The organism is Mesorhizobium sp. WSM1386 (assembly GCF_055901595.1).
This window is the reverse complement of record NZ_CM148373.1, coordinates 2,548,131-2,573,424: the sequence shown is the minus strand read 5'-3', so window position 1 is coordinate 2,573,424 and position 25,294 is coordinate 2,548,131. Positions and strand designations below refer to the sequence as shown.

Sequence of the window (25,294 nt, the reverse complement as noted above, 5' to 3'; positions counted from 1 at the left end):
CGCTTTGTCCTTGTTCCATGCGTGTCAGGCGGCGTGCAGCCTGCCACTGTCCAACCATTCGAGATCGGCCGGCGAAAGCTTGATGTCGAGAGCGCGCAGGCTGTCGTCCAGCTCGCCAAGAGTGCGCGGCCCGATCAACGGAATGGACGGGAAAGGCTGGTTGAGCACATAGGCCAGCGCGATGTGAATCGGGCTCTTGCCCAGTCGTGCGGCGAGTTCGATCGCCCGGTCGCGGCGACCAAAATTCCGCTCCGAATACCAGACCCGCACCAGTTCCTCATTGTCGCGCAGGTCGCGCCCGGCGCGGTCGGTGAAGAAGCCGCGGCCCTGGCTCGACCAGGCGAAATTCGGCATCTGCCGCGCTGTCAGCCAGGCCTTCCAGTCATCGGTGGAGGAAGTGATGCATCCCGCCCAGATCGGCTCCAGCATTTCGGCCAGCGAGAAGTTGTTGGACAGCGCGCCGGGCTTCTGTTTGCCGGTACGCTGCGCATAGGCGATGGCCTCGTCCATGCGCTGCATCGTCCAGTTCGAGCCGCCGAACGGACCGCGGATGCGGCCGGCCTTGACCTCGCGGTCCATCGCATCGACGAACTCGCCGACCGGCACATCAGGGTTGTCGCGGTGCATGAAATAGATGTCGACATGATCCGTCTGCAGCCGATCGAGCGACTGGGCGAGCTGCTTGCCGATCACGTCGGGATAGCAGAGCGGCGAATGCGCGCCCTTGGCGATGATCACCGACTGCTCGCGCACGCCACGGTTCTTCAACCATTGGCCGAGCAGCGTCTCGGTGTAGCCGCCGCCATAGACATAGCCGGTGTCGAACAGATTGCCGCCGACTTCGAAGAAAGCGTCGAGCAGGATCGAGCCCGAGGAGAAGGTGCGGAAATCCTCGAAGCCGAGCGCCACTATTGACGCTGGTTTCGCCAAGCCCGGAATGGCGCGCTTGGCGATCGCGGTGCCGCCGGGGCGCAAGGGCCGGCCGGCAATGGTGCTGGTGCGCAGCGGGGCTTTTTCGATCTCATACTCCAGCCCGACGGCGGCGCGCCATCTGTCGAGCACGCGCAAGGTGCCGAGACTGTCGGCCCAGCCCATCCCCGGCCAGGCGAATTCCTGCCGCCCGGCGCGGATCGCCTCGCCAGCGCCGTCGACCTCGAAGGAATAGACATGGCGTTTTTCGTTGACGCTGATCGTCTCTCGCGACCCGTCGGCGCCGATCACGTCGACGTGGCCGAGGCCAACATCGCGGTTGCCGCCGGCGAACCAGAAGTCCGGCACTTCGATGCGGCCCTTGGTACCGAGGATGCGCAGGACATTGTCTTGGTTGAGCGAGATGCTGCAGGAGACCTCGGCGACGATGCCATCAGGGAAATGCAGCAGCGCCGAAGCCCACTCATCGACGCCGGACTGGCCGAGATGGGCGGTGCCCACCACCTTGTCGGGCTCGATGAACGGTTTTCCAGCCGCCGCCCCGGCAATCAGCCGGACCATCGAGACGGGATAGCCGCCGACGTCCAAGATGCCGCCGCCGGCGAGCTCATTGGCATAAAGCCGGTGCTGCGGCATGAAGCCCGGCATGGCGAAGCCGAAGCTCGACTTGATCATCCTGATCTCGCCGATGACGCCGGACTTGATCAATTCCACCAGCTTCAGCGTCTGCGGATGCAGCCGGTACATGAAGGCTTCGCCGAGAAAAGTGCCAGCCTTGCGCGCGGCGTGGATCATGGCGTCGGCCTCGAAGGCGGTCAGCGCCAACGGCTTTTCGCACAGCACATGCTTGCCCGCTTCCGCCGCCCGGATCGCCCATTGCGCATGGCCGGGATGCGGTACCGCGATGTAGACGGCATCGACCTGCGGATCGTCGAGCAAGGCCTCATAGCCGTCGAGGATGCGGGCACCGGGGAAACTCTCCGCAAGGCCCGGCTTGGCGGGATTGCGCGCGCCGATGGCGACCAGTTTTCCGGTGTGCGAAGCGGCCACGCCGCCGGCAAAAGCCTGGGCGATGCCGCCCGGACCGAGAATGCCCCAGCGAATGGGCGTGGTTGCAGTCATTGTCATTCTCCTTGAAGGCTGGAGGGGCGGCCAGTCAGCGCAGCCGCAGCCCCTTTTCGTCGAACAGGTAGGATTTGCGGATGGAAACGGTGACTTCGGACGTGTCGGGAACCTTGGCCGCGTCGCGCTGGATCACCACATCTTCGCCGTGCGCAGTGCGGGCATAAAGAAAGCTCGTGCCGCCAAGGTGTTCGATCACGTCGATGGCGACGACGAGATCGGTGTCGCCTTCTCCGGCGACGCCGAAATTTTCGGGCCGCACGCCGACAATGACCTTCGTCCCGGCCTCCGGCGCGGTGCCGGTCAGCGGCTGGGTGATGCGGGTTTTCTCCTGGCCCGCCAGCTCGACCACGACACCGCGCGCATCGCGCCCGACGATGCGGCCCTTGATGAAGTTCATCTTCGGCGAGCCGACAAACCCCGCCACGAACAAATTGTCGGGATCGTCGTAGAGTTCGAGCGGCCTGCCGATCTGCTCGATATGGCCGGCGCGCAGCACGACGATCCGGTCAGCCAGCGTCATCGCCTCGGTCTGGTCGTGCGTGACATAGACCATGGTGGCGCCGAGTTCCTTGTGCAGGCGCGATATCTCGACCCGCATCTGCACGCGCAGTTCGGCGTCAAGATTGGAGAGCGGCTCGTCGAACAGGAACACCTGCGGCTCGCGCACGATGGCGCGGCCGATGGCGACGCGCTGGCGCTGGCCGCCGGAGAGCTTTTTCGGGCGCCGGTCCATCAGTTCGCTGATGCGCAGGATCTCGGCCGCCCGCTTCACCCGCCGCTCCGTGTCGGCCTTCGGATTGCCGGTCATGCGCAATCCGAACGAGAGGTTCTGCTCGACGCTCATATGCGGATAGAGCGCATAGGACTGGAAGACCATGGCGATGCCGCGGTCGGCCGGCTCGACGTCGTTGACCACCTTGCCGCCGATGGCGATCTCGCCATCACTGATGTCCTCAAGCCCGGCGATCATCCTGAGCAGCGTGGACTTGCCGCAGCCGGAGGGGCCGACGAAGACGACGAACTCGCCGTGCTTGATGTCGATGTTGGCGCCGTGGACGACCTCGAAGGTGCCGAAGCGCTTGACGACATTGTTGAGCGTAACGGTTGCCATGCTGGCCCTTACTTGATCGCGCCAGCGGCGATGCCGGCGATGAAATGGCGCTGCAGCAGCACGAAGACGACAAGCATCGGCACGGTCAGCATTACAGCGCCGGCCATGATGCCGCCCCACGATACCTTGGTGAGGCCGATCAGCGTGCCGAGCGCCACGGGTGCGGTCATCGAGCCCGGCTGGCTGTTGATCAAAAGCGGCCAGAGATAATTATTCCAGGACGCGAGAAACAGGATGATGGCAAGTGCGGCCAACATCGGCCGCGCCAGCGGCAGCGCGACGAACAGGAAGATGCGCCACTCCTTCACACCTTCGACGCGCGCGGCGTCAAAAAGGTCGTCCGGCATCATCGAGAAGCTCTGCCGCATGAACAAGACGCCCAGCGAATTGAACAGCGGCGGCACGATCAGCGCCACCCAGGTGTTGGCGAGTTGGAAGTCGCGCGCCACCATGATGAATTGCGGGATCAGCACCACCGCGTAGGGCAGCGTGATGGTGCCGAGGATGATGGCGACGACCACGCCCTTGCCGAAGAACTGGTAGCGCGCCAGTGCCCAGCCGGCCATCGAGGTCAAGAGCACCGACAGGAAGGTGTAGGTCACCGCCACCGAGACGGAGATGCCGATGGCGCCGACGAAGTTGGTGTCGCGTTGCAGATTGTTGAAATTGTCGACGAAATTGCCGTGCGGCAGCAACTCGATGCCCGGGCTGAATATGCCGTTGTCGGGCATGGTCGAGAACACCACCATCATCCACAACGGAAACAGCCAGATCAGCGCCAGCGGCGTCAGGAAGAGATGCAGCAAGAGGCTGCGTCTCAGGCGGGCCGAGGAGAGCGAGCTCATTGCTTTTCCCTCGTCAGCCACAGTTGCACCAGCGTGATGGCGATCGCCAGCCCCGCCATTGTATAGGCGACGGCCGAGGCGTAGCCGAAATTGAGCGAGCGGAAGCCCTGGCGGTAGAGCAGCAGGCCGAGCGTCTCGGTGCCGCCGCCCGGTCCGCCGCGCTCGGTGATCAGGAACGGCTCGGTGAACAACTGCATGGTGCCGATGATCGACAGCACCGTGCAGAACACGATGACCGGCTTCAACAGCGGCAAGGTTATGTGGAAGAATTGCTTGAGCTTGCTGACGCGATCAAGCGTCGCCGCCTCGTAGACATCCTCGGGAATGGACTGCATGCCGGCCAAAAGGATGATGGCGTTGTAGCCGGCCCAACGCCAGGTGACCGCGATCATGATCAAAGCCATCGCCGGCGTGACGTTGGAGAACCAGTCGATCTTGGGCAGCCCGACGCTGTTCAGGAGCTTGTTGGCGATGCCGAAATCGAGGCTGAACATCAGCCGGAAAACCGCCGAATAGGCGACCTCGCCGACCACGACCGGAGCGAAGAAAGCGAAGCGATAAAGCCCCCTCGCCTTCAACAGCGGCGAATTCAAAAGCACAGCCATCACCATGGCCAGCGTGATCATCACCGGCACCTGGATGACGAGGATGAGCAGCGTGTTCTTCAGCGCGTTGAAGAAGGCCGGATCGCCGATCAGCCGGCCCCAGTTGAAGCCGGGGGCAAAGCGCCAGGGCACCGTGCGCGTCGCCTGGAACGAGATCATGAACGAGGAGATGATCGGCCACAGCCAGAAGACGGAGAAGATCAGGAGATAGGGAGCGAGGAAACGATAGGCCGTGGCGTTACGGTTGCGCATCATCGTCCTCCTTCTACCCGATTGTTGTTTTAGGCCATCGTCTGGGTCTTCCCTTCTCCCCTTGTGGGAGAAGGTGTCGTCGAAGGCGACGGATGAGGGGTGTTCCAGGAAACGCCAACGTCTCACTCCGCTGGGGCACCCCTCATCCGTCTCGGCGCTATCGCGCCGATCCACCTTCTCCCACAAGGGGAGAAGGGAAAGCGGCGCTCACTCCTTGACCGGCAGTCCGGTCGCCGCGGCGATCTGGCTGGCGGCATCGTCGAGCGCTGCCTTGGCGTCGGCATAGCCGCCGGCGAGATACTTGGTCTGCACCGCGCGCATGATGATTTCGGCGTCGCTCTGGAACTGCGTGCCACGGCTGGGGACTACCTTAGGCAACGTGCCGAGGATATCCTTCCACACAGCCTGGCCACCCCAATAGGGCAGGCCTTCCGAGACGTAGGGATCATTCAGCGCCGACACCAGCGATGGGACGAGACCGAATTCCTTCAGCATCGTGATCTGGCCCTCATTGGTTCCGAGCGTGTATTTAAGGTATTCGTAAGCCGCCTCCTTGTTCTTCGACACCGAGGTGATGGCCAGCGAAGAGCCGCCGAGATTTGCGGCGCGCGGGCCGTCGGAGGTCAGGCTCGGCATCAGATAGACGCCCCATTTACCGTTTTCGCCCGCCGATTCGGTACGGATGGTGCCTTCATACCAGCCGCCATAGACCTGGGTGGCGACCGTGCCGGCGGTGTTGTTGGTGATCTTGGTGCCCCAGTCGGCCGAGGACATGATGCCGGCATCCTTCATGTCCTTGATCTTGGCCAGCGTATCGACACATTTCGGCTGGTTGACCGTGATCGACTGGCCGTCCTCGGCGAAATAGGAGCAGCCTTGCTCGTTGGAGATCATACGGAAGAATTCGGTGTCGCCGTTGAAATCGGCATTGGTCATCGAGACGCCCGGATTGGCGGCCTGGATCTTCTTGCCGGCGGCGATGAAATCGTCCCAGGTCTTGATCGACGCCGGATCGACACCGGCCTTTTCGTAGAAGTCCCTGCGATAGAAGGCGGCGACCGGGCCGGAATCCCACGGCATCGCATAGGCCTTGTCGCCGACTTCCAGCTCCGTGCGCTTGAAATCGGGGAATTTCTTCTGGTCTTCGGCGCTGTAGCCCAGCGTGTGCAGGTCGACGAAGCAGTCGGGGAACTGGCTCCAGTAATTCTCGGCCTCGCCGTTCTCTATGGTGACGATGTCGGGCAGGCCGACACCGCCTGCGGCACAGCCGGCGATCGACTTGTCATAGGTCGGCTGGTTGCCGAGATCCTGGACCGTGACCTTGATGTCAGGATGCAGCTTGTTGAAGCCGGCGACCGTCGCCTTCAGTGACGAAGCGGCGACGTTCCAACTCCAGATGGTGATTTCGCCTGATTGCGCCATGGCCGGGGCTGAGCCCAGGGCAAGCGCAAGCGCGGCGCAGGACAGTGTGATGCGCATTGAAATCCTCCCATTTCATTTGCTCTCTCTGCGAGCCTGGCTAGACTATGCAGCGCGGAAGGCTTGTCCCGGACAAAGGGAATAAGGAATTGGCGGAAAGTAAGATGCCGGAACGGCCGTTTTACCAGCCTGGCGCCAGCAGCGTGGAAGGCCTGCCGCTGCTGTTGCAGATGTTTCACACCACTCCCCTGGTGATGCTCAAGCCGCACTGGCATGCCCAGGTCGAGGTGAATTTCATCGTGCGTGGCAGCGTGCACTACCGCATGAACGAGCACGAAATCTCGCTTTCGGCCGGTGAGATGTGCCTGTTCTGGGGCGGCCTGCCGCACCAGATGGACGATTTGAGCGACGACGCCGTCTATGCCGGCGCGCATCTGCCGCTGGTGCATTTCTTCCGGTTGCACCTGCCGGCGGACATTCGCCATCGGCTGATGACGGGCGCCACGCTGGTGACCGGCGCCACCGATCAATCCGACAACGACAACTTCGCCCGCTGGAACCGCTATGCCCGCTCGGGCGACCCGGCTAAGGCCGAGCACGCCGTCAACGAACTTCTGCTGCGGCTGGAGCGGGTGCGGTTCGAGCCTTACCGGCTGGTGCCCGAAACCGCAGCCGGGCACGAGACGGGCAGTCCCTTCGACCAGCAATCGTCGCGCAATGTCGGGCGCATGTGCGATTTCATCGCCGAAAACTTCCTCTACGACATCGATTGCGTGAACATTGCCGGGGCGGCCGACATCCATCCCAAATACGCCATGAGCCTGTTCAAGAAATCGACCGGCATGACGTTGAACGAATATGTCAACCTTCTGCGGTTGAGCTACGCACAGGCGCTGTTGATGCATCAGGACGCCAATGTGCTCCGCGTTGCCATGGATTCGGGCTTCGGTTCGCTCAGCGCCTTCAACAAATCGTTCCGCAAGCTGGCCGGCATGACGCCCTCCGATTTTCGCAAGGGCCTAGCCAGCGCCAGATAGCCCGCAGGCCGGTTGGGGCCTCGCAAGGGATGCGAGCACATTTCGGCATCTCACCCATCGCCGCATCTCACCGCATCTCGCCGCATCTCAATTGTCGGCTAAAAGGCAGGTCGGGCTGCCGGCAAAGGGCAATCGCGGGCTCGGGCAAGGATGCCGAGGCCCGAAACAGTACAGGCCGCGCGCCATTCCGGGGATGAAAGCAGCATGGAAAGGGACCCACCACACTGCACGTCTTTTCCTGTCTGAAATCGCAACCTAGGCGCTGGACAGGCCGAATTCCCGTGCTATAACCCACGCGCTTTCAAAGGGCGCCTCACGGCGCCTTCGTGAAATCCGGTCAACGCAATTTCGGTTGCCGGAACAGGCCCAGATAGCTCAGTTGGTAGAGCAGCGGACTGAAAATCCGCGTGTCGGTGGTTCGAATCCGCCTCTGGGCACCATCCCCCCTTCTCGCGACAGTCTCTTTCGCCGAAGCATCTACGCTTTTGTCTCCGCAACTATCTGAAATCCTTGGTGGTTTTCACACCCAAGGCGCGGTTGGTCGTGTTTTGAGGGATTTCGGCGTAGCTGGTCCAACGAGGCGGAGGGCTGGTATTTTCGATGGTATTGGAGATCCTGATGGTATCGATGCAGCCAAAATGGAGCTCCCGAAAATGGCGCTTTCCGATGTAAAATGCCGAAATGCCCGCCCCGCTTCCAAGCTCGTGAAATTGTCTGACGGTGGCGGGCTGCAGCTTTGGGTTCAGCCTACCGGATCTCGCCTATGGCGCCTCGCCTATCGTTTTGGCGGCAAGCAGAAGCTTCTGGCGTTGGGCAGCTATCCCCTCATCTCTCTCGCTGAGGCACGCGAGGCGCGCGATACCGCCAAACGTCTCCTCCTACGTGGCATCGACCCGGCACAGGACCGCAAGTCTCAAAAGGGCTCGGCAGAGGACACCTTTCGCTCAATCGCAGAGGACTACGTCGACAAGCTGAAGAAGGAGGGTCGTGCCGACCGGACCATCACTAAAGTCAAATGGTTGCTAGACTTTGCCCATCCAACGTTTGGGGACAAAAGCGTTCGGGAGATTGATCCGGCCACAATTCTTGCCGCTCTCCGCAGCGTGGAGGTTCGCGGTCGATATGAGTCGGCCAGGCGATTGCGCTCCACCATCGGCAGCGTGTTTCGATATGCAATCGCAACCGCACGCGCCGATGTAGATCCGACGATCGCCCTGAGGGGCGCACTTGTCGGTCCGACGGTCACGCCGCGTGCCGCCGTTACCGAGCCTAGGGCCTTGGGAGGCTTGCTGAGGGCGATCAATGCATTTGACGGACAGCCTACAAGCCGAGCCGCCCTTAAGCTGATGGCTCTGCTGTTTCCCCGCCCCGGCGAGCTGCGCGCGGCCGGATGGGACGAGTTCGATTTCGAGAGATCCGTGTGGAGCATCCCTGAAGGACGCATGAAGATGCGACGGCCGCACCGCGTACCTCTTTCCAGGCAGGCCGTCAGCGTCCTGACCTCACTTAGAGAAATCTCTGGTGGTGGATCGCTTTTGTTTCCTAGTGTTCGATCCGGTTCGCGTCCGATTTCCGACAACACGCTCAACGCCGCCCTGCGCCGTATGGGCTACGGCAAGGAAGAAGCTACCGCGCACGGTTTTCGGGCAACGGCATCAACTCTGCTAAACGAATGCGGAAAGTGGCATCCGGACGCCATAGAGCGGCAGCTGGCCCATGTTGAGAACAACGACGTTCGTCGCGCCTACGCCCGGGCAGAGCACTGGGAAGAGCGCGTCAAGATGATGCAATGGTGGGCCGATTATCTTGATGAACTCGAGAGCAAAAACGCGCGGTTGAAAATTACCGGCGGTTGAAGACCGTTAAAACTGGGCCACCTATGGTCTGGCGAACCCAGTGACTGCGAGAGGGTGATCCATCCCGCTTTCGGGACATATCACCACTGCCTTCCAAGTGAAGCAGTATTCTGACCGAACTCGGCCCATGGATGGCGGGAAGTGAAGGTGATCTTTGCGCCTCATTGCGGCCCTTAAGGTCAGTATTGCCCCGACCTGGAAGCGGACGCAGCCGGGCGATCGCTATGGGACTGCGGTTGCTGACGGAGGCCTCTCAGTCGGCCTCCTTCGCGCGGACTATGCAGCGGTAACCCCAATGGCAGGAACTCGAGGGAACTGAGTTGCGGCTGGCTGAGATTGCATCGCTTGTTGGGTACCAGTCAGAACTTTCTGTCAAGCGTGGCTCATCAGGTGTCGTTGCAGCGACTTGAATTTACTGCCGTCTTCAAGGCAGGTAACACTTCTATTCTTGGCTTTCGCCGTGTCATGCGAGCGAGCTATAAACGAGCGGGACCTATGGACGACATACTCATGGAACTAACCGCGGACATCGTCAGTGAACATGTCAGCCGCAATCCAGTGCCGGCGGTGGGCGGGGTGTGAGTATGAGGTCGGGCCAGGAAAAGAAGTACGCTATTCTGACGCGGATACTCGACGAGTATGTCCGGGAAGGTCAGGGGTTTCGGCAGCGTCGGTCATACTTCGACACGAGTACCGAAGAACGGCAGAACCAAGCGAGGGCTAGGGCATTTATTCATCTTTATTTAGCCGCCACTTACGGTGTTTTGGATTTCGAGCAACGCGAGAAAACAATAACCGATGGCAGCAATGACGGCGGTATCGACGGCTACTTCATAGACACGGAACACAAGGTCCTCGACGTGATCCAGTCCAAGTTCAGGGTGGGGTCAACAAATTTCGAATCGAAGAACATCACGCCTGAGGAAGTCATGGCAGTAGATCTGGACAGAATCCTTGCGGGGAATCTCAAGGATGCCCATGGCCAAAAATATAACGGGCACATTCATGCTTTCGTCGAGAAGTTGCAGAAGATTCCAGACATCGCCCGCTACAAAACCGAGGTTACAATTCTTGCGAATGTAAAGGCCGAGCAATACCCCTTGGTCGAGCGTCTGTTTCATGGAGACCAGACCAATATCGTGAACTTCGAACGCTGCTATGGAGAATTGGTGTTGCCGACAATCAGGGGCGAACAGCACTACACGTCCAGCCTGCGCCTTCAAATCGACCTCAGCAACAAGTCACGCAGCTCCCGACTTAGTGCGGAGATCAACACGGCACATGGGCCGAGCCAGGTGACGGTCGTTCTTGTGCCCACGCTCGAGATCGCGCAGATCATGTCCCGATTCAAGAATTCGATCCTTCGCTACAATCCCCGCTCCTATCTGGAATTCAAGGAACAACGCACTAACGAAGGCATCCGTGGGAGCATCGTCAACATCGATACGGGCGAGTTCGCGATTCTCAACAATGGCATCACGATCGTTTCCGATGAAACTTTTTTCAGCGAACGAGTGGGGTCGAAAAATACGGCTCAGGTCGAAATCGTAAATCCTCAGATCATCAATGGCGGGCAAACCGCATTTACTCTCGCGCGTATCTACGACGAGAGCAATGATATCGACAGGCAACGCCTGTTCTTTGGGAAAGAGGTTGTGCTTCGAGTGATAACGCTTCCTCAAATAGGCGAGGAGGCAAAAAAAGAATTGATCCTGAGCATATCCTCGGCGACCAACTCGCAGACTGCGGTCTCATCGATCGACCGCACGGCCAGCAATGACCAAAACCGTGAAATCGCCGAGATGGTGTTCAAGAAGACTGGGCTTCTCTATGAGCCGAAGCGCGGCGAATATGCTGACGCGCTGCGATATAAATTTGTAGCTCGAGACGATATAATTGAGCGGGCCTTATTTACGCGCGTCATGAATATCGCCTGTGGCCGCTACGCCTTGGGGGTGGAGCGCAAGATGATGAGAAACACCGGAGGCATCTTGCCAAAGCTTGCGGACGACAGCGTGATCAGCATCTTCGAAGAGCTTTATGAAATCTACAGCGAGATATCAGGAGTGCGCCCACCGCATGCTGCGGCAGACACGATCGTCAACGATCTTATCTTCGTTGTTTTCGTACGGCAGTTGAGGCTCAGGAGGCAGCGCGACGGCGTCACCGATTGGCTTCCGCGCGTCATCGAAGAAGCGCGCGGGCTTTATAGAGATTTCGAAAATTGGGCCAAGGATAACATACCGGGTTTTCACAAATCGCGTTTGGACAAGAAAAGCGGCAAACAAAGAGAAAACTTCGAGACTTCGAAGTGGAAAAAGAGCTCACGCTTTCCTACGGATATCAAAAACTACATCAACTCGCTCGAACTCGTTCACGAAGCGATAGGCTTGGCAACCGGCACTGCGGGTGAAAACGGCCCCGGCTCTGCGGTTGGCGAAACATAACGAATGACAAGTTTCGGGCAACGACCGTAGCACTGCGAACGGCGATAAACGGATCGGCTGCAGAATGCCGGCTTTCGTTCGCCGTTTCCAAAAAGCAGACCTTCCGCTACCGTGAAGAGTTTCGGGCGCCGCCAGGCGTACGAAAGTCCCCGAGGAAGGAACCCGCGGGGCACAGTCGATGGCTATGGGGATTTCGATCTGCGGCCGATGTCGGCGATGGCGTGACCGCTGCTGGGAGGCGTCGGGATGGATGCGGGGAGGCCGCTTCGTTGTGCCTCCGCGCGGTTTAGCCGATCCGGCACGAGGCTCGTTGCGACGCTGTCGGCGGCGATATTGACGATGGACACGCGTGGGTCCGTTGCCGGAGGCGGGGCGCCTGCGGGTGAAGGTTCGACCATGCCATGCCGGGTCATGGAGTTGTCTTCCGGTTCGTCGCGGTTGCATCGGGCGGACCGCGTGGCTGCCTCCAGCGCTCGAACGTCTCGATGATGATCATGCGCCCGCCGCAGCAAGGGCATGGCGGGCGGAAGTCTTCCGGTACGTCGGGATCACCGGGGCTGGGCAGCTCGGTGACATCCAGGAGTTCGCGGGCGAGCGCAAGGCTGGCCTTGCGGGCGGAGCCGGCGAGCAGGCCGTAGTGCCGGATGCGATGGAAGCCGCGCGGCAGGACATGGAGCAGGAAGCGGCGGATGAACTCGTCAGCCGCCAGCGTCATGACCTGCTGCCGATCAACGCCGTCGCGGCGATAGTCCTTGTAACGGAAGGTGACGCCGTCCTGGTCGAACGCGATCAGGCGGCGGTTCGAGATCGCCACCCGGTGGGTGTAGCGCGACAGATAGGCGAGCACCGCCTCCGGTCCGGCGAACGGCGCCTTGGCATAGACCACCCATCGCTTCCCCCGAACGGGAGCAAGGTGGCGCAGGAAGGCGCGTCGCTCGGTGAGGTGCGCCATGGTCCCGAAGAACCCGAGCTGCCCGGCGTCGTGCAGCGCGAGCAGCCGCGTGAGGAAGAGCCGTTGGAACAGCTTGCCAAGCACGCGCACCGGAAGCAGGAAGGCCGGCCGCGAGAAGACCCATCGGCCTCCGCCCAGTGCCATGCCACCGCCCGGCACGATCATGTGTACGTGCGGATGGTGGGTCATCGCCGATCCCCAGGTGTGGAGCACGGCGGTGATGCCGATGCGCGCGCCGAGGTGTCTTGGGTCGGCGGCGATCGTCAGCATCGTCTCCGATGCCGCCTTGAACAAAAGGTCGTAGACGAGCGCCTTGTTGTGGAAGGCGATGTCGCCGACCTCGGCAGGCAGAGTAAACACGACATGGAAGTATCCGACTGGCAGCAGGTCGGCCTCGCGCTCGGTAAGCCATGTCCGCGCCGCCGCGCCCTGGCACTTCGGGCAGTGCCGGTTGCGGCAGGAGTTGTAGGCGATCCGCCATTGGCCGCAGTCCTCGCAAGCCTCGACGTGACCGCCAAGGGCTGCGGTGCGGCAATACTCGATCGCCGACATGACCTTGAGCTGGATGAGGCTCAGGTGACCTGCATGGGCGGCCCGATAGGCGGGTCCGGCAGCACGGAAGATGTCGGCGACCTCGATCGAGGCGCGCACGGCTCAGATGTCGGGCGAGCCCTCTCCTGGCTTGAACAGCCCGAGCTTGTCGAGCGGGCTCGTCACGGCACGCACCGTCCGGGTCGCCACCTTCGCGTAGAGTGCGGTGTTGTTGAGCTTGGCGTGCCCGAGCAGGACCTGGATGATGCGGATGTCGGTGCCGTCCTCCAGCAGATGGGTGGCGAAGCTGTGACGCAGCGTGTGCGGCCCCACCCGCTTGGCGATGTCGGCGGCCTGGGCCGCCTCGACGACGATGCGATAGAGCTGCCTCGTGCTGATCGGCTTCATCGCGTGCTGTCCGGGGAACAGCCAGCCGTCGCGATGCATCACGCCCTGCTGCCGACCGACCTTCCACCACTGGCGCAGCAGGGTAAGCAGATCCTCGGAGAGCATGGCATTGCGATAGCGCCCGCCCTTGCCACGCTCAACACGCAGCAGCATGCGCTCGCTGTCGACGTCGGTGACCTTCAGCATCGACACCTCGGCGACGCGCAGGCCCGCACCATAGGCGACAGAGAGCGCGGCCTGGTGCTTGAGACACGTGGTGGCATTGAGCAGCCTGGCGACCTCGTCGCGACTGAGCACCACGGGCAGGTGGCGCGGATGCGACAGCCGGACGAGCCGGCGCGCCAGGTCTGGGCGGTCGAGCGTGTGGGTGAAGAAGAAGCGCAGCGCCGACACGATGCTGTTCATGGTCGGAACGGGAACACCGTCCTCCTGTTGCTCGATCTGGAACCGGCGCAGGTCGTCGGCGGTAGCTGTGTCTGGTGAACGCCCAAGGAATGTCGCCAGGCGTCCGATGTCGCGGAGATAGTTGCGCTGCGTCTCGCGTGAGAAACGCCGCATGTTCATGTCGTCGATCAGCCGCTGGCGCAGCGGGCTGATAGGGGCAGCGAGAGCGGGATAGGGCATTGGTCAGGCTCCTTGTTGAAGAAGCCCGTCATGCTCTGCCGCTGCCGCGCGACGCTCAATGCAGGCGCGATGCCCGGCCTGTGCCCTCTACCTCACCCCAGGCGCCTTCCCGCGCAGCGGGTTCGTTCTTCGGCCCCGAAGTTGCCGACCGTAATGCGCCTCATCCCAGACACGCGCGCAACCTTTACCTTCACCCGAAAGCCGACGTTCCGGGTCGCTTCGCCTCAGCCATGTCAGGCGATGCTGATGCTGGCGGGCGGCGAACGCTTGCGCAATATTCGTGTCGCGGCCTTGTTATATTCTGGCGTGTTCCAGACCACGCCTCTGTCCGAGGGCGCCGTCAACAAAACCGTGGAGCAGGGCAGACCAGCGGCATCGAATTTGCGCGCGATGAACTCACTCTCGCCACGATCATGGCTCGACATGATCAGCTGATAGCCGTTTAATTCGACCATATTGCGCATCACGTCGACAAAGGCGGCGGTGTGGATAATATCATTATGCTGTAGCGGATCGTCGAGCAGCAGGGCACGCCAGCGGGACCAAGGATAGGCGGTACTCGCCGCGCACAGGATGCTGAAACCATTCGCGGCAAGCTGGCCTTCACTCAGTATGAGCTGAGGCGGCAAGTCCTTCTTCGTCTCGATCGCATTGTCGACCTTCTCGCGGTAGCGCAGCGCCATGCCGAAACTGGTCGCATCGACCCTCGTGTCGGCCTTGAACTGAACGCTTTCACCGGGCGTGCTCAGCATCGCCTCATTAAAATCGTCGATCACCGTATTGAGCGGGTCTAGCACGCGCGCCGAAAAATCGTCGGCCTGCTTTTGAAGGTCTTCCGAGTAGCGCTTTACCGCACTGCGTGCCGTAGTGGTGAGTTTAAGCGCCGCCCGCGCTGCCTCGAGCTTGGTCTTGAGCGCAGCCAGATAGGCCACCGGATCCCGAACACCATCGTCGCCTCCGGTCTCCCGCATCGAAGCGACGATCTCGTCGATCTCGCTCTGGAGAAGCGCATCTTCATTTTCGCGGGCAAGGACGAGTTGGCGTTCGGCCAATGACCGCAAACCCGCCAGCACGGCGTCGATGGCAGCGAGCCCGCGGTCATATTCAGTCTGGCTCGGAATGTCATTGAGACCAGCGCCGGTCCAGCGCTGCTGCATCTGCCGCGCTGCCAGTTCCGAGGTTGTGCGGACTGTCTCGGCTGCGGCAAGGTCGCGCTGTGCTAGGTCAAGCGCGGCCTGCTCGCGCTGGGCGTCCGCAGACGCGCTGGTCGCCGCCTCGCTCAGCTGTGCCAGACGAGCCCGTGCGCCTTCGCCGCGCTCGCTCTCAGCCGTCAATCTCGCCTCAATGTCGCCGATCGTTGCGTTCGACAAATTGCGTGCGGCGATGCGATCGGCGCAGGCCTTATCCTCTGCTTGATACTTTGCCAGCCGGGCACCAAGCTGATTGTCTCGCGCAATCAGTTCGTCGAGATCGGCTGCAACGTTCAGTCGCTGTTCGGTTGCCGCTGCCGCGTTCGCCGACAGCGGTTCCAGCGCTGCCTCCGCCGCCGCAAGTGCTGCATCTGCATCGCGTGCCCGGCTTGCCGCAAGCGCGGCAACGTCGCTATCGGGGGTGGTAGCAAGGGTTTGCGCAATGCTGGCGCGTGCATTTGTCACGGCTTGAGCGGCTGCCCTCGCGACGCGTTCGAGCCCGTCGACCGCAGCCACTAACCCGCGAAGGCGACGGATTTCATCGCTGAGCGCGGGTCGGGTGCTCAGCAACGCCTCCAGCGCGTCATCGGCTTGCGCGAGACGATGGTTGCTACCTGATGCGGCAGCATCGGCCAGGGCCTTGAGTGCGCCCGGTTCGAACGGCGTCTGGCACACCGGGCAGTCGGTATCTTCCTCATGGATATGGCTGGCAAGCTGTGACAAGGCCGCGCTGATTGCTGACGCATGTCGATCGGCCTCGGCGCGTTCGCGTTCGGCATCGGCGATCTTGCTGTCGAGATCGGAAAGTAGCGCTTCGAGCGGCGCCAATTCGGTCGCTGCGCGCGCGGCGGCTTCGCGTCCCTGCGCCAGTGCGGCGTGGGCGGCCCCGGACTCGCCTTCGAGATCGAGACAATCCGCCATCGACTCGTTGAGCGCGCGCGCGGATGCGGCAAGGCTTCGCAGCCGCGCGACCATGGCGCTGGACTCGCCATGCTGGCTGATCGCCGCGTCGGCTTCCGCGATCGTCGTGCGATTCGCCGCGATCGCCTCGATCAGCGCCTTCCGATCCTGCTGCTCGGTCGAGATCGATACGGCTAGCTGGTCACGGTGGGCGAGGTCGATACGCGCGGCGTTAAGTACAGCGACATTCTGGTCGATTGCGGCGATCGCGGCGTTCTGAGCGGTCACCGCGTCGATGGTCGAGCTTACCAGCGGAGAGGCCCGATCTAATCGCGCCTGCGCATCGCTCACCACACTGCGCAGCCGCATGAGACTCGGGTGATCTAGCCGACCTTCGGCCTGACTGACCAAGAACTGCACCGGCAGCGCCGAAAGCCCCCCCAGCTTTGCCTTGCGTTCGCCGGTGGTACGCAGCGCCTCGCCGATCAGATCGCCAAGCGCCGCGAGACGCTGCCCGACGCCTTCACTGGTGACCACAAGCGGCTGGCCCGCTGCGAGCTGCTGAAGTTCATTCTCGAGCTGGTCGATCCGCGCAGCGACTTCGTCAGCCGTCAGCACTCCGGTGGCACGGGCAGCCGCGCGAAGCCGCTCAAGGCGCGTCATCCATCCTTGCCAGTCCGCGATCTGTCGATCGAGCGTGGCGACGACGCCTTGTTCGGCGTCGAGCCTGCGCGTGAATGCAGCGATGGTCGGTCGCCCGCGCAGTCCAGCGCGAATACGCTCGAGGCGATCGATGCCGCTCGGCCCCTTGAGCGCCTGCCACTGATCCTGCGGGTCGCGGCTGGTGAACCGCTGCTGCGCTGCCTGACCAAGGAAATGAGTGAGGGCGAGATAAGTCCCAAGATCGTTAATCGTGCGGCGGTCGGGCCGTGCAAGTTGCGCGACGATGTTCGCCATCGTCGTACCGCCGGTGGCGCTGCGCTTGACGGCGTTGCCATCCGAGAAGGTCAGCGCGACGCAATGCGAATCCGGCTCAGCGCCTCGGCGCGTGAGATAATCCTTCTCGACCAGTCTTCTGCGGCCGTTGCTGATATATGGTTCGAATCGCCGAATCTTACTGGTCAGTCCCCACTCTATCGCATCGAAGAAGCTGCTTTTTCCCAAGCCGTTGGTGCCGGTGAGCAGAACAAGACCGGGCGCCGCCGGAATGTCGATAGCAAAGTCGCCGAAGGTCCGGAAATCATGGATCGCGATGCGGGAGAGGAAAATATCGCTCATGCCTGACCCCTCCGCCCCCAGGACTTGACCAACGCCGCAACAATATCATCCGGCGTCTTCTTCTCGTCCAGCGCGATATGCTCCCATTCGTCCGCCGTCGTCCGCGGTAGACCCGGCGCCGTCGCACCGGTTCCGCTCAGCTCATCGAGCGCCACGTCCTCAAACTGGCCTTCAGCATGAACCCATGGTCGGGCGAGGAAAGTGCGTTTGAGAAAGTCGGCAAAACTCTCGTCGTCTTTCAACGGATCTTCGGGTCTCAGCCACGCCAGCTTCCGAGCGACACGGTCATCGCGCTCGACCATCAACGCCAGCGCGCGCCAAGCTTCCTGCCGCTCGCTCGCACGTGGTCCCAACAGCATCAGCTGGAGATCCAGCGTTTCGTTGGTCCCAAGGAACGAGCGCGCGACGACGCATTGGTTGCGGTAGCGCCTCAGCGTCTCGATCACCGCTTCCATGGCCGCGACGTCGGGGAGGATTCCCAGCACGATGTTGAAGCGATCGATCCGGATCGCATGGCTCTCCGCCGGCAGATCGGTCGGACTGAGCGTCGTCGACTTGGTCGATCCGCCGTTGAAGGTTGCGCTCGCCAGTTCGGGCCGATCCTCAACCTCGAGCTTGAGTGCAAGCGCCGCCTTGCGCAGCCTGTCAGAGAAATCGGCAAGCCTAGGTGACAGAGTTGCACTATCAATCATGCTGCGCCTTTCATGATAGTCTTTTCGAGCGCCTCAAAGTGCCGCGCCTCCACCGTTGCTAGCAAAACACGTAGCTCGGCAAGGCCCGCTGCCGCCGCGTCGATGAAATCGCGACTGATTGACATGATCACCGGACCAGAGCCATCCGTATTGCTGAGCCCCGGCTGGTCAGTGTCAATCTGCGCGAACGGCCGCTCCGCGATTCGGCTGACCTCAATGGCATTTTTGACGACGAGAATGACGAATTGGGTTTGCCACATGAACGATGCGGCACACAGTGACATCTCGTCCCCGTTGATCATATCGGCCGCGCAGCCATGACCGGCCCATTCGCTGTCACCGTCGCGCAGACGAACCAGATTGCCCGGCCTCGCGCCTTTCGGGGATGTAGCCTCCCAAGCTGCAGCGATGGCTAGCGCGACTGCGGTGCCGCGCAAGATCATTGGCCATTTGCTAGGTCCCACGAGGATCTGAGCCGCATCGAGATGATCTTCCTCGTCGACTGCACAGATCATCAGGCGTAGGAAATGGTTTAACAGCGCCGGGTCGTCGGTGAACGACGCATGCCATACCGCCCAGGTCGCGGCCATGGCCGCCCGAAGATCCTGCGCGATCTTCACGTTGATTGGCCGGCCGGGATCGGCATTGCTGGCGAAGAACGGCTGGAGATGCGCGTCCAAACGTTCGAGCAGCCAGCTATCGAGCGACCGGTGAATTCGACGCGCAAGAATATCGGGCGGCAGCGGAACCGGATTCTGGGCTGCGCCGCCGGGATCGCCAGCGACGATCGCCGGCATCGCCATGCCTTCGGCATGCGGCGATTCGAGGCTGAGCTCGCGGACAAGCTGACTCCACAGGCCAGGCGCGGCGTGGAGCCGGCAATTGCTACTGTGGCATGCAACCCGCAGCACAGCACCCGCGACGGTGCCAAGCGCCTCGGGACCATCCGGCAGAATGATCTCAAAAGGCTTTTGCTCGCTCCAAGATCGTATAAGCTGGTCCGGCGGGATCGCGCCGGACCAGCGAATATTGGCGGCTTCGCGTAATAGCTGTACCGATATGGGAAGTTGGTTGGCCGCCAGTCGCTGCAGCCGCGGCGCGAGAACATTCGCGCTACGCGCCGCCTCTCGGTACAGAGCGCGCGCCGGTCCTGACAATTTCGGGACAAATGTCGCCTCGCCGTGTCGAGCGAGCCATTCCTTATGCGTCACATCGAAGCTGGCCAAGTGCGGCGCAAAGGGTGCCCGCACCACATCCCGCTGGGGACCGCGCCGAACGATCACCGCATCCGCCGCTACCGTCTCCCCGGCGCAATCGAGCCAGAAGGGGGCGACGACCGGTGCTGGATCTGGCGCGTCAATCCGGGCGACGACACCGCAACGCAGATGCCGGAAGGAGCGCTGGGCGTCGCCCGCGCAAGCTTTGATAGTCAGATAGGCGGCGAGCCTGTTTAGCGTTGCTGTGGAGACGTCGAACAGCTCTGCATGTTGGGTCTGAAACGTCAGCTGCACGCCGGGGCGGAGTTGCTGCGCGACCGCCGCGATAAGGCCGATGTCGGTGAGGGGCTGTAGAAGCTCGGCGTCATAGGCCGCCATGAAATCGTAGCGGGCGCCCTTGGCATCCTCGGCGCGGGCGCGCATATCAATCGCGGCAAGGGCCGGCTTCAACGCCGTGATGCCGGGATGTTCGGAGATCAGCCGGATCATGCCGGCATGATCGAAATCGCGGGCTCCGGCGGCCACGAAATCGATCAGTCCGCCATCGCCCGCACCGCTGACGAAGAACCGCGGGGTCGGTCGACCTGCGAACTCGGCAACTGGAACCCCGGCATCGGTCCAATAGCTTGCGCTCTGTATCGCCGGAACCGGTTCGCCCGGCTCAAGCCCGAACCCGACGGCGAGAAACACCATGTGGAATTGTTCCCGCAGCTCTGTGCCTGGCGGTGGAGCATTGAGATTAGTGATGTCGAGCTGGTAACCGTCCGCCGTCCGTGTCAGCGCGGTAACCTGATGGCGCAGTCGTCGCTCTAACCGTGGCGCGAGCCTGACAACGATGTCTTCGAATCCGAGCAGGACATCGTCGCGAACGACGCGGCACGTCCCGGATTCCCAGTCAAGGATCGGCAAATCTGCGATGGGATCGGTAGTGTAGTGCGCCGGCCAATCGTAGATATGCGGGTCGAGCCGCCGACGATCCGTCGTCGACTGAAGGGGTAAGAGCGCAGCAGCAGATTCGAACAAGACGACCTGCGACCCGGTGACCAGCGCAGCAGCTGCGGCTGCAGTGACGCCGGCCGCCCCGCCGCCGACGATCGCGATCCTCGGATTGGCATGGAGATAGCCGAGTTCCTTGAGCGCGTGGATCAGCGACAGTGCCCTGACCTGCTGGGAATAGAAGGTGATGCGCCGGTCGAAACTACCGATGACAAACAGGTTCGGCCGATCGTGAACAGCCGCTCCATCAACGATGTCCTGGGCAAGCAAAGCATCAGCCAACGACACATACCCCCGCGGTAGCTGGCGTCTGCCGCACTGGCACCATAGCTGTGGCGTGTGCTCCCGCACGCATGTTCGACAATCCGCTCCCCCTTCGGCCGCGTCGCCGGGCGATAGCCGACGCATTGCTTATGGGCAAGAATAGAAGATGCAGCAAGCTTCTTAAAAGGTCTTGCGAAGGCACTTTAAGCCGGTTGCCGGTTCGCTGCTCAACTCATTCGATCGCCCTTCCGCGCAGCATCTCGATCTAGGCCGACCGGGCGTCGATCAGCGACAGCTCATAATGTCGACGTTGCCATTTTTATGAGCGTCTGAAGTTAGACGGAGCGGGAACGGTTCGGGGATGAGCGTCTTTGGGACATTTGCTATCCCGGAAGTTAAACTAGCGTAGTCTTTTGTGCTTGGCAGCCAGTTAGCTGCCAGTCCGCATCCGGCCCCCGAGCGGTAGTGCCGGAATGCCGTTTCTCGTTTGGCCAATCAAGGCCGAGGAGAACTCACATGGGTCATTCTCATTTCGATGATGCTAGCCGTGAGCGCGCCGCTTGGAACGCTGGAAAAAAGGCGGCACCAAGCGTCCGCTCACACAGAAACAGATCTGGGCCGTTCGATTCTTCCTGGATCGGGAAAGGCGCATTCGGGACCGTGCCCTGTTCGATCTGGCAATCGACAGCAAGCTTCGCGGCTGCGACTTGGTCAAAACAAGGATTCGTGATCTGGTTGCGGGGCCAGAAGTTAGGACCCGCGCGATCGTCGTTCAGCAAAAGACGGGGCGGCCGGTCCAGTTCGAGATCACCAGCGACGTGAGAGCCAGCCTTCTGGCCTGGCTTGAAAGGCGTGGCGGCACGGTCGACGACTATGCATTCCCGAGCCGGATCAATCACGCCCACCACATGAGCACGAGGCAGTACGCCCGCTGGTCGACGAATGGGTGACTGCGATTGGTCTGCGTCCGGAGGACTATGGCACTCATTCGCTTCGTCGCACGAAGGCATCGATGATCTACAAGGCGACAGGGAATCTCCGGGCCATCCAATCCTGCTTGGCCATTCCAAGATCGAGAACACCGTTCGATACCTTGGTGTCGATGTTGAAGACGCGCTGCTCTTAGCAGAGCGAACGGAAATCTGACATCTGGGCGGTCACCCGATGCACCACGGATGACCGCTTCAGCCTCCGGGATACATTGCCATACTGGCTATCCTTGGGTGGGAAGCTGACCGGCAGGTTTCGGGTCACTACGCCGGGAAAGCTGCCCTTCCTTTGGTCGACGGGATTCAGCGGCAGCGCGCCCCACGAAGATACTCGTAGGCGAGCGCCTCGGCTGCCGTGGCAGTGCGGCAAGCGCGGTGCGCACGGATTTCGGCGACGAGCGCCTGGATTTCAGCGGAGCCCCACACGAGGCGAGCGCAGGACATCTTGCGTGTTGGAGAAGAAATTAGATGAAGGAATGCAAGACCGTCTCAAGCCACGGGCCGATTGTTCCGAGCGCGTGAACCAGTGGCTCATAAAGCCCGGTAACAAGAACAGTCACACCGCCGACTGCAGCTATCCCTAGACCGGTCCCGAAGGATTTTGCCATCGCATCCACCGCCATATCAGCCTTCCGGCCAACGTATTTTGCGATGCGAACCAGGATTCCGCTTGCTTTCGAAACAGCGACGATGTCCGGCTCGTCTTTCTTGAGTTCAACGAGCACAGTTTCGGCGGCTTCTCGGGTCTCGTCCAACTCCTCCTGCGTAAAGCGTTCGTCCGGCGGCGGGTTGTTGTCACCTATGCCACCTCGAACCCTTTCCCGTGGGGGAAGGCGCGCTGCGAATTCGACAAACGCCGATCGCATGTTGGAGCGAGCCTCACGCTCCTCTGACGTGCCGAACTGGGGGACCTCGCCGGCTTCCACCGCTCTGATCGACCGCCGAAGATCAATATCCAATTTATCGAGCGGTGAAAGGGGCTCGTAGTCCGAGCCCTCATCTCGTCGATCGGGGTGCGCCGAGGTTGGCGCCCAGTCGTAAATGCCGTCCGCTTGAATTTCCTCGACGGCAAGTTCGATAGCCTCATCAGATGCGAAGCCGCCGAACTCGGTGGCTAGCTCATCATCGGCGTTATACGGCCCACCGTGAACGTATAGATAGCCACCCTCACGGCCGTTGTATGGGGTCTCGTGCGCCGGATCCTCGTGATAGCCCAAGAACCAAAACGTCAGGTACGGCACCTGCCTGTCGGCTGTCAGGTTGGCGAGTTCGGCAGCGGTGATCCCAAAGTCATCGTCTTCGGCATAATATCGTTGACTGCTGCCAGGTGGGCCGTCCGTTTCTGGTGGAGGTGTGAGTTCGAAAGGCTCTTCCGCATCCTCTGGATCCAGGATCACAGCTATGTCGAAATCTTCGAGAAGCTCATGGCCGCCGAAGTTGTGTGTGACGTGGTTCGTTACGCCGACCGGATATTCGGACAATTCCCATCGAAGGTCGCCGAGATCAGGGTGAGCGATTTCGGCCGTGTAGATCGTCTCCGGCCCCATTTGACGATCGCCGTCACCGCCGGTTGCCTCCCACTCAAGTTCGTCACGCTCAATTTCGAATTCTTCACCCGTATCCCGATGGCGAATACGAGCAACACCCGTGGTCTCGACGTGCATCAGCGACCACCTTCGGGTCGAGCAAGTGTCTCGATGTCGATGCCAGCGTCTTCCAGACGCCGCCTGGCAGCCGCAGTGACTTCCGGTTCGAATTCGCTCTGATGGCGCAGGACGATCGCTTCGCCGGTCAACTCCGGCATGCCCCATTCGAGCAGTTGCTCGAACCCGGCCGTTGGTTTCCGGTCCGTCGCGAAATCGGCGAGCGTCTGATGAATACCGACCCGAGCGACTTTATCCCGCGTACGATGCATCGGCGACTTCTTACCCCGATCGAGGCGTCGGTGCTCTTCGAACGCGGTCACCATTGACCAGAAATCGTGCTCTAGCGTGCCAGGAGTCTCGGAGGGCACTATCTCGATTAGGCGTCGGAAGGCGGCGTCGGCAACCTCATCGACACCGTTCTTCTGTGCGTTTTCCCGGAACTGCCGAAGGCGATCGGCGTCATCGGTGGCGGCGATGGCAGAGAGTATCTTCGTATGGTTTGGCACAACTGGCTCCGGCAACCCGACGTTGCGATCTGCAGGAGCCTACCGTGTTAGTGATCTAGTTCAAGCGCAGACATGACCGTCCATGCACTCAAACCCGACAGACCACGATTTCCGCTGTATGGCCTGCTGCCAATCAGGCAATTGCTTGGGAACAGCAACAATAGGGTCGGCAGCTGCCAATGACCGAGTCGAAACCAAAGAACGGCTCGGTTGGGGGTGGGAAGGGGACTGGCAGCTTTAATGGGCCAGAAGAGGTAAGCGGACATTCCCTCGATCAAGTCGCTCCCCCGATCAAGTCACTCTGCAACTTTGCGATGAATTTGATTCATTCGAAATCAGATCCGCAGGACACGGTGCTCGACACTTCGGCTAGAATGCAGGTCGCGATTGGCGTTGGCCTTCCAGAACTCAAACAAGTTCAAGTCGGCATTCAGGGGCTCAATATGAGCAATGCCCCGAATGCCGGCCTCACGCATCGGGTCTACTAAACCATCCTGACCTGACGCATCGCCCTCGACCACGTAGCCGAACCGCTTCAAGCTTTCGTTCGCCACGAAAATTGCACCTTCCACGATATTTCCCGCAACACCCGGCTGCACCGCGACCCGCACGATTTCCTGACCGACTACCTCATAGTAGGACGGCTCCGCCCGAGTCAGGGGATGATGAAGAACGTGAGCCGGAGCCACAATTCCGAGCGGTACCATAAAATGCAGCGACGAACCGCGCGCATCCAACCGACCCTCATATACAGGTAGTGTGACCGCGACCTCTCTCGGCCGATCTGATGTTGTCTGATAGTGGATCACAGAAGTCGAGCTCATCGCCACGCGCCGCAGGTCATCCTCACTCTCGATGGAAGGCAGCGTTGTAAAGTAGAGGTGCGATACATTCGCCAAATCGGCGGTACCTGCTAGATTGCGGGCGCTAGACCAGAGTTCGCCGCTTGAGGCGATTTTGGCGGCGTTCACCGCAGTCGTGTGATGATACAAACCCATGGCGAAATCCCCGTTGCCGAGTGATCGACAGTTGCCGGCAATTTGATCAGACAGCCGCGATGCGAGCGGCGCACGATAAGTGCAGCGATAGAGCTGTGCGCCGTCATCGTATGAGTGCACGAGACCGTCCGACCGAAAATGGACGATCACCCGCGTCGCCATGGTGGCACGGGGCCCTGCGACGTCCAGGTCCATGGTCAACTCATGGTGACGTGGACTGAACGGAATGCCGATCGAGGGAACGTCGAACACCAGTTTCGGCGGGCCGAAGAAGCTAGGCAAGAAAAAGCGCTTCTCGTTGAAACCAATCAGTACATCTGGAAGCAGATAGGATCGGCCGCGGGCATGGCACAGCCTAACTTTGATCAGGCCGTGGTGCAGGCCACTCCACGAAGAACCTGGAGCGGGAGAAGTCCTAACAGGCCGCCCTAGTAGCCGCGTCATCGTCTAAACGTCCAATTATTGGGTTAATATCT

Annotated in this window: 17 protein-coding genes, 1 tRNA gene and 1 pseudogene; 5 read left to right on the top strand and 14 right to left on the bottom strand. The window is 61.2% G+C overall.

The genetic code is table 11. The annotated features are described in order from the left end of the window. Positions 1-24: 24 nt before the first annotated feature. The 5 genes from AC0NIH_RS12585 to AC0NIH_RS12565 all read right to left on the bottom strand — a co-directional run bounded on the left by AC0NIH_RS12585 (position 25) and on the right by AC0NIH_RS12565 (position 6,347). Complete coding sequence (locus tag AC0NIH_RS12585; protein WP_473461370.1) at positions 25-2,052, bottom strand: aldo/keto reductase; 2,028 nt, start codon at positions 2,050-2,052, stop codon at positions 25-27. A 34-nt stretch (positions 2,053-2,086) separates the two neighbouring features. Beyond that, positions 2,087-3,166, bottom strand: a complete 1,080-nt coding sequence (locus AC0NIH_RS12580) for an ABC transporter ATP-binding protein (RefSeq protein WP_473461368.1) — start codon at positions 3,164-3,166, stop codon at positions 2,087-2,089. Between the two features lie 8 nt (positions 3,167-3,174). Next, positions 3,175-4,011: a carbohydrate ABC transporter permease gene (locus tag AC0NIH_RS12575; RefSeq protein WP_023776474.1), complete on the bottom strand. Its 837-nt coding sequence runs from the start codon at positions 4,009-4,011 to the stop codon at positions 3,175-3,177. After that, a complete protein-coding gene (locus tag AC0NIH_RS12570; protein WP_473461365.1) occupies positions 4,008-4,868 on the bottom strand; it encodes a carbohydrate ABC transporter permease in 861 nt (286 codons plus the stop codon). The genes AC0NIH_RS12575 and AC0NIH_RS12570 overlap by 4 nt, the downstream gene beginning before the upstream one ends. Positions 4,869-5,075: 207 nt before the next feature. Next, positions 5,076-6,347, bottom strand: coding sequence for an extracellular solute-binding protein (locus AC0NIH_RS12565; RefSeq protein WP_473461363.1), 1,272 nt, complete (start codon positions 6,345-6,347; stop codon positions 5,076-5,078). Between the two features lie 104 nt (positions 6,348-6,451). Between AC0NIH_RS12565 and AC0NIH_RS12560 the strand changes: the two genes are divergently transcribed. The 3 genes from AC0NIH_RS12560 to AC0NIH_RS12550 all read left to right on the top strand — a co-directional run bounded on the left by AC0NIH_RS12560 (position 6,452) and on the right by AC0NIH_RS12550 (position 9,180). Further along, on the top strand, positions 6,452-7,324 hold the full coding sequence (locus tag AC0NIH_RS12560) for a helix-turn-helix domain-containing protein (RefSeq protein ID WP_023766665.1): 873 nt from the start codon (positions 6,452-6,454) through the stop codon (positions 7,322-7,324). Between the two features lie 364 nt (positions 7,325-7,688). Further along, a tRNA-Phe gene (locus AC0NIH_RS12555) sits at positions 7,689-7,764 on the top strand. 213 nt (positions 7,765-7,977) lie between these two features. Continuing rightward, complete coding sequence (locus AC0NIH_RS12550; RefSeq protein ID WP_473461361.1) at positions 7,978-9,180, top strand: tyrosine-type recombinase/integrase; 1,203 nt, start codon at positions 7,978-7,980, stop codon at positions 9,178-9,180. A 372-nt stretch (positions 9,181-9,552) separates the two neighbouring features. Here AC0NIH_RS12550 and AC0NIH_RS12545 read toward each other — a convergent pair whose 3' ends face one another. After that, a complete protein-coding gene (locus AC0NIH_RS12545) occupies positions 9,553-9,660 on the bottom strand; it encodes a MucR family transcriptional regulator (RefSeq protein ID WP_473461720.1) in 108 nt (35 codons plus the stop codon). A gap of 104 nt (positions 9,661-9,764) precedes the next feature. On the opposite strand from AC0NIH_RS12545, the gene AC0NIH_RS12540 reads away from it, so the two are divergent. After that, positions 9,765-11,627 carry an AIPR family protein gene (locus tag AC0NIH_RS12540; RefSeq protein ID WP_473461358.1) on the top strand — a complete coding sequence of 621 codons (1,863 nt, stop codon included), beginning with the start codon at positions 9,765-9,767 and terminating at the stop codon, positions 11,625-11,627. Between the two features lie 409 nt (positions 11,628-12,036). Here the strand turns inward: AC0NIH_RS12540 and AC0NIH_RS12535 are convergent, their stop codons facing one another. The 5 genes from AC0NIH_RS12535 to AC0NIH_RS12515 all read right to left on the bottom strand — a co-directional run bounded on the left by AC0NIH_RS12535 (position 12,037) and on the right by AC0NIH_RS12515 (position 20,697). Then, a complete protein-coding gene (locus AC0NIH_RS12535) occupies positions 12,037-13,230 on the bottom strand; it encodes an IS91 family transposase (RefSeq protein WP_023769369.1) in 1,194 nt (397 codons plus the stop codon). 3 nt (positions 13,231-13,233) lie between these two features. Continuing rightward, a complete protein-coding gene (locus AC0NIH_RS12530; RefSeq protein ID WP_023769370.1) occupies positions 13,234-14,142 on the bottom strand; it encodes a tyrosine-type recombinase/integrase in 909 nt (302 codons plus the stop codon). Between the two features lie 233 nt (positions 14,143-14,375). Beyond that, positions 14,376-17,510, bottom strand: a complete 3,135-nt coding sequence (locus tag AC0NIH_RS12525; protein WP_473461356.1) for an AAA family ATPase — start codon at positions 17,508-17,510, stop codon at positions 14,376-14,378. Then, on the bottom strand, positions 17,507-18,202 hold the full coding sequence (locus AC0NIH_RS12520) for an ABC-three component system middle component 1 (RefSeq protein ID WP_473461353.1): 696 nt from the start codon (positions 18,200-18,202) through the stop codon (positions 17,507-17,509). Before AC0NIH_RS12520 ends, AC0NIH_RS12525 begins: the two co-directional genes overlap by 4 nt. Further along, entirely contained in the window at positions 18,199-20,697 is a 2,499-nt protein-coding gene (locus AC0NIH_RS12515) for an ABC-three component system protein (RefSeq protein ID WP_473461351.1), read from the bottom strand. The genes AC0NIH_RS12520 and AC0NIH_RS12515 overlap by 4 nt, the downstream gene beginning before the upstream one ends. Positions 20,698-21,195: 498 nt before the next feature. Between AC0NIH_RS12515 and AC0NIH_RS12510 the strand changes: the two are divergent. Next, a pseudogene (locus tag AC0NIH_RS12510) lies at positions 21,196-21,825 on the top strand (tyrosine-type recombinase/integrase). Positions 21,826-22,132: 307 nt separating this feature from the next. On the opposite strand, the gene AC0NIH_RS12505 reads toward AC0NIH_RS12510, so the two are convergent. The 3 genes from AC0NIH_RS12505 to AC0NIH_RS12495 form a co-directional block, all read right to left on the bottom strand. Beyond that, positions 22,133-23,332 (bottom strand): hypothetical protein, encoded by a 1,200-nt coding sequence (locus tag AC0NIH_RS12505; RefSeq protein WP_473461349.1) that lies wholly within the window; start codon positions 23,330-23,332, stop codon positions 22,133-22,135. Continuing rightward, positions 23,332-23,820: a YdbL family probable chaperone protein gene (locus AC0NIH_RS12500; RefSeq protein WP_473461347.1), complete on the bottom strand. Its 489-nt coding sequence runs from the start codon at positions 23,818-23,820 to the stop codon at positions 23,332-23,334. The genes AC0NIH_RS12505 and AC0NIH_RS12500 overlap by 1 nt, the downstream gene beginning before the upstream one ends. Before the next feature lie 335 nt (positions 23,821-24,155). After that, the gene (locus AC0NIH_RS12495) at positions 24,156-25,262 is read right to left on the bottom strand and encodes a hypothetical protein (protein WP_473461345.1); all 1,107 of its coding nucleotides are present in this window, start codon (positions 25,260-25,262) and stop codon (positions 24,156-24,158) included. Positions 25,263-25,294 lie beyond the last annotated feature (32 nt).

Excerpts from the sequence above, each read along its gene's own strand:
- AC0NIH_RS12495 (WP_473461345.1), bottom strand. The coding sequence starts at position 25,262 with ATGACGCGGCTACTAGGGCGGCCTGTTAGGACTTCTCCCGCTCCAGGT.
- AC0NIH_RS12540 (WP_473461358.1), top strand. The coding sequence starts at position 9,765 with ATGAGGTCGGGCCAGGAAAAGAAGTACGCTATTCTGACGCGGATACTC.
- AC0NIH_RS12570 (WP_473461365.1), bottom strand. The coding sequence starts at position 4,868 with ATGCGCAACCGTAACGCCACGGCCTATCGTTTCCTCGCTCCCTATCTC.
- AC0NIH_RS12575 (WP_023776474.1), bottom strand. The coding sequence starts at position 4,011 with ATGAGCTCGCTCTCCTCGGCCCGCCTGAGACGCAGCCTCTTGCTGCAT.
- AC0NIH_RS12525 (WP_473461356.1), bottom strand. The coding sequence starts at position 17,510 with ATGAGCGATATTTTCCTCTCCCGCATCGCGATCCATGATTTCCGGACC.
- AC0NIH_RS12505 (WP_473461349.1), bottom strand. The coding sequence starts at position 23,332 with ATGCACGTCGAGACCACGGGTGTTGCTCGTATTCGCCATCGGGATACG.
- AC0NIH_RS12565 (WP_473461363.1), bottom strand. The coding sequence starts at position 6,347 with ATGCGCATCACACTGTCCTGCGCCGCGCTTGCGCTTGCCCTGGGCTCA.
- AC0NIH_RS12550 (WP_473461361.1), top strand. The coding sequence starts at position 7,978 with ATGGCGCTTTCCGATGTAAAATGCCGAAATGCCCGCCCCGCTTCCAAG.
- AC0NIH_RS12520 (WP_473461353.1), bottom strand. The coding sequence starts at position 18,202 with ATGATTGATAGTGCAACTCTGTCACCTAGGCTTGCCGATTTCTCTGAC.
- AC0NIH_RS12530 (WP_023769370.1), bottom strand. The coding sequence starts at position 14,142 with ATGCCCTATCCCGCTCTCGCTGCCCCTATCAGCCCGCTGCGCCAGCGG.
- AC0NIH_RS12560 (WP_023766665.1), top strand. The coding sequence starts at position 6,452 with ATGCCGGAACGGCCGTTTTACCAGCCTGGCGCCAGCAGCGTGGAAGGC.
- AC0NIH_RS12580 (WP_473461368.1), bottom strand. The coding sequence starts at position 3,166 with ATGGCAACCGTTACGCTCAACAATGTCGTCAAGCGCTTCGGCACCTTC.
- AC0NIH_RS12585 (WP_473461370.1), bottom strand. The coding sequence starts at position 2,052 with ATGACTGCAACCACGCCCATTCGCTGGGGCATTCTCGGTCCGGGCGGC.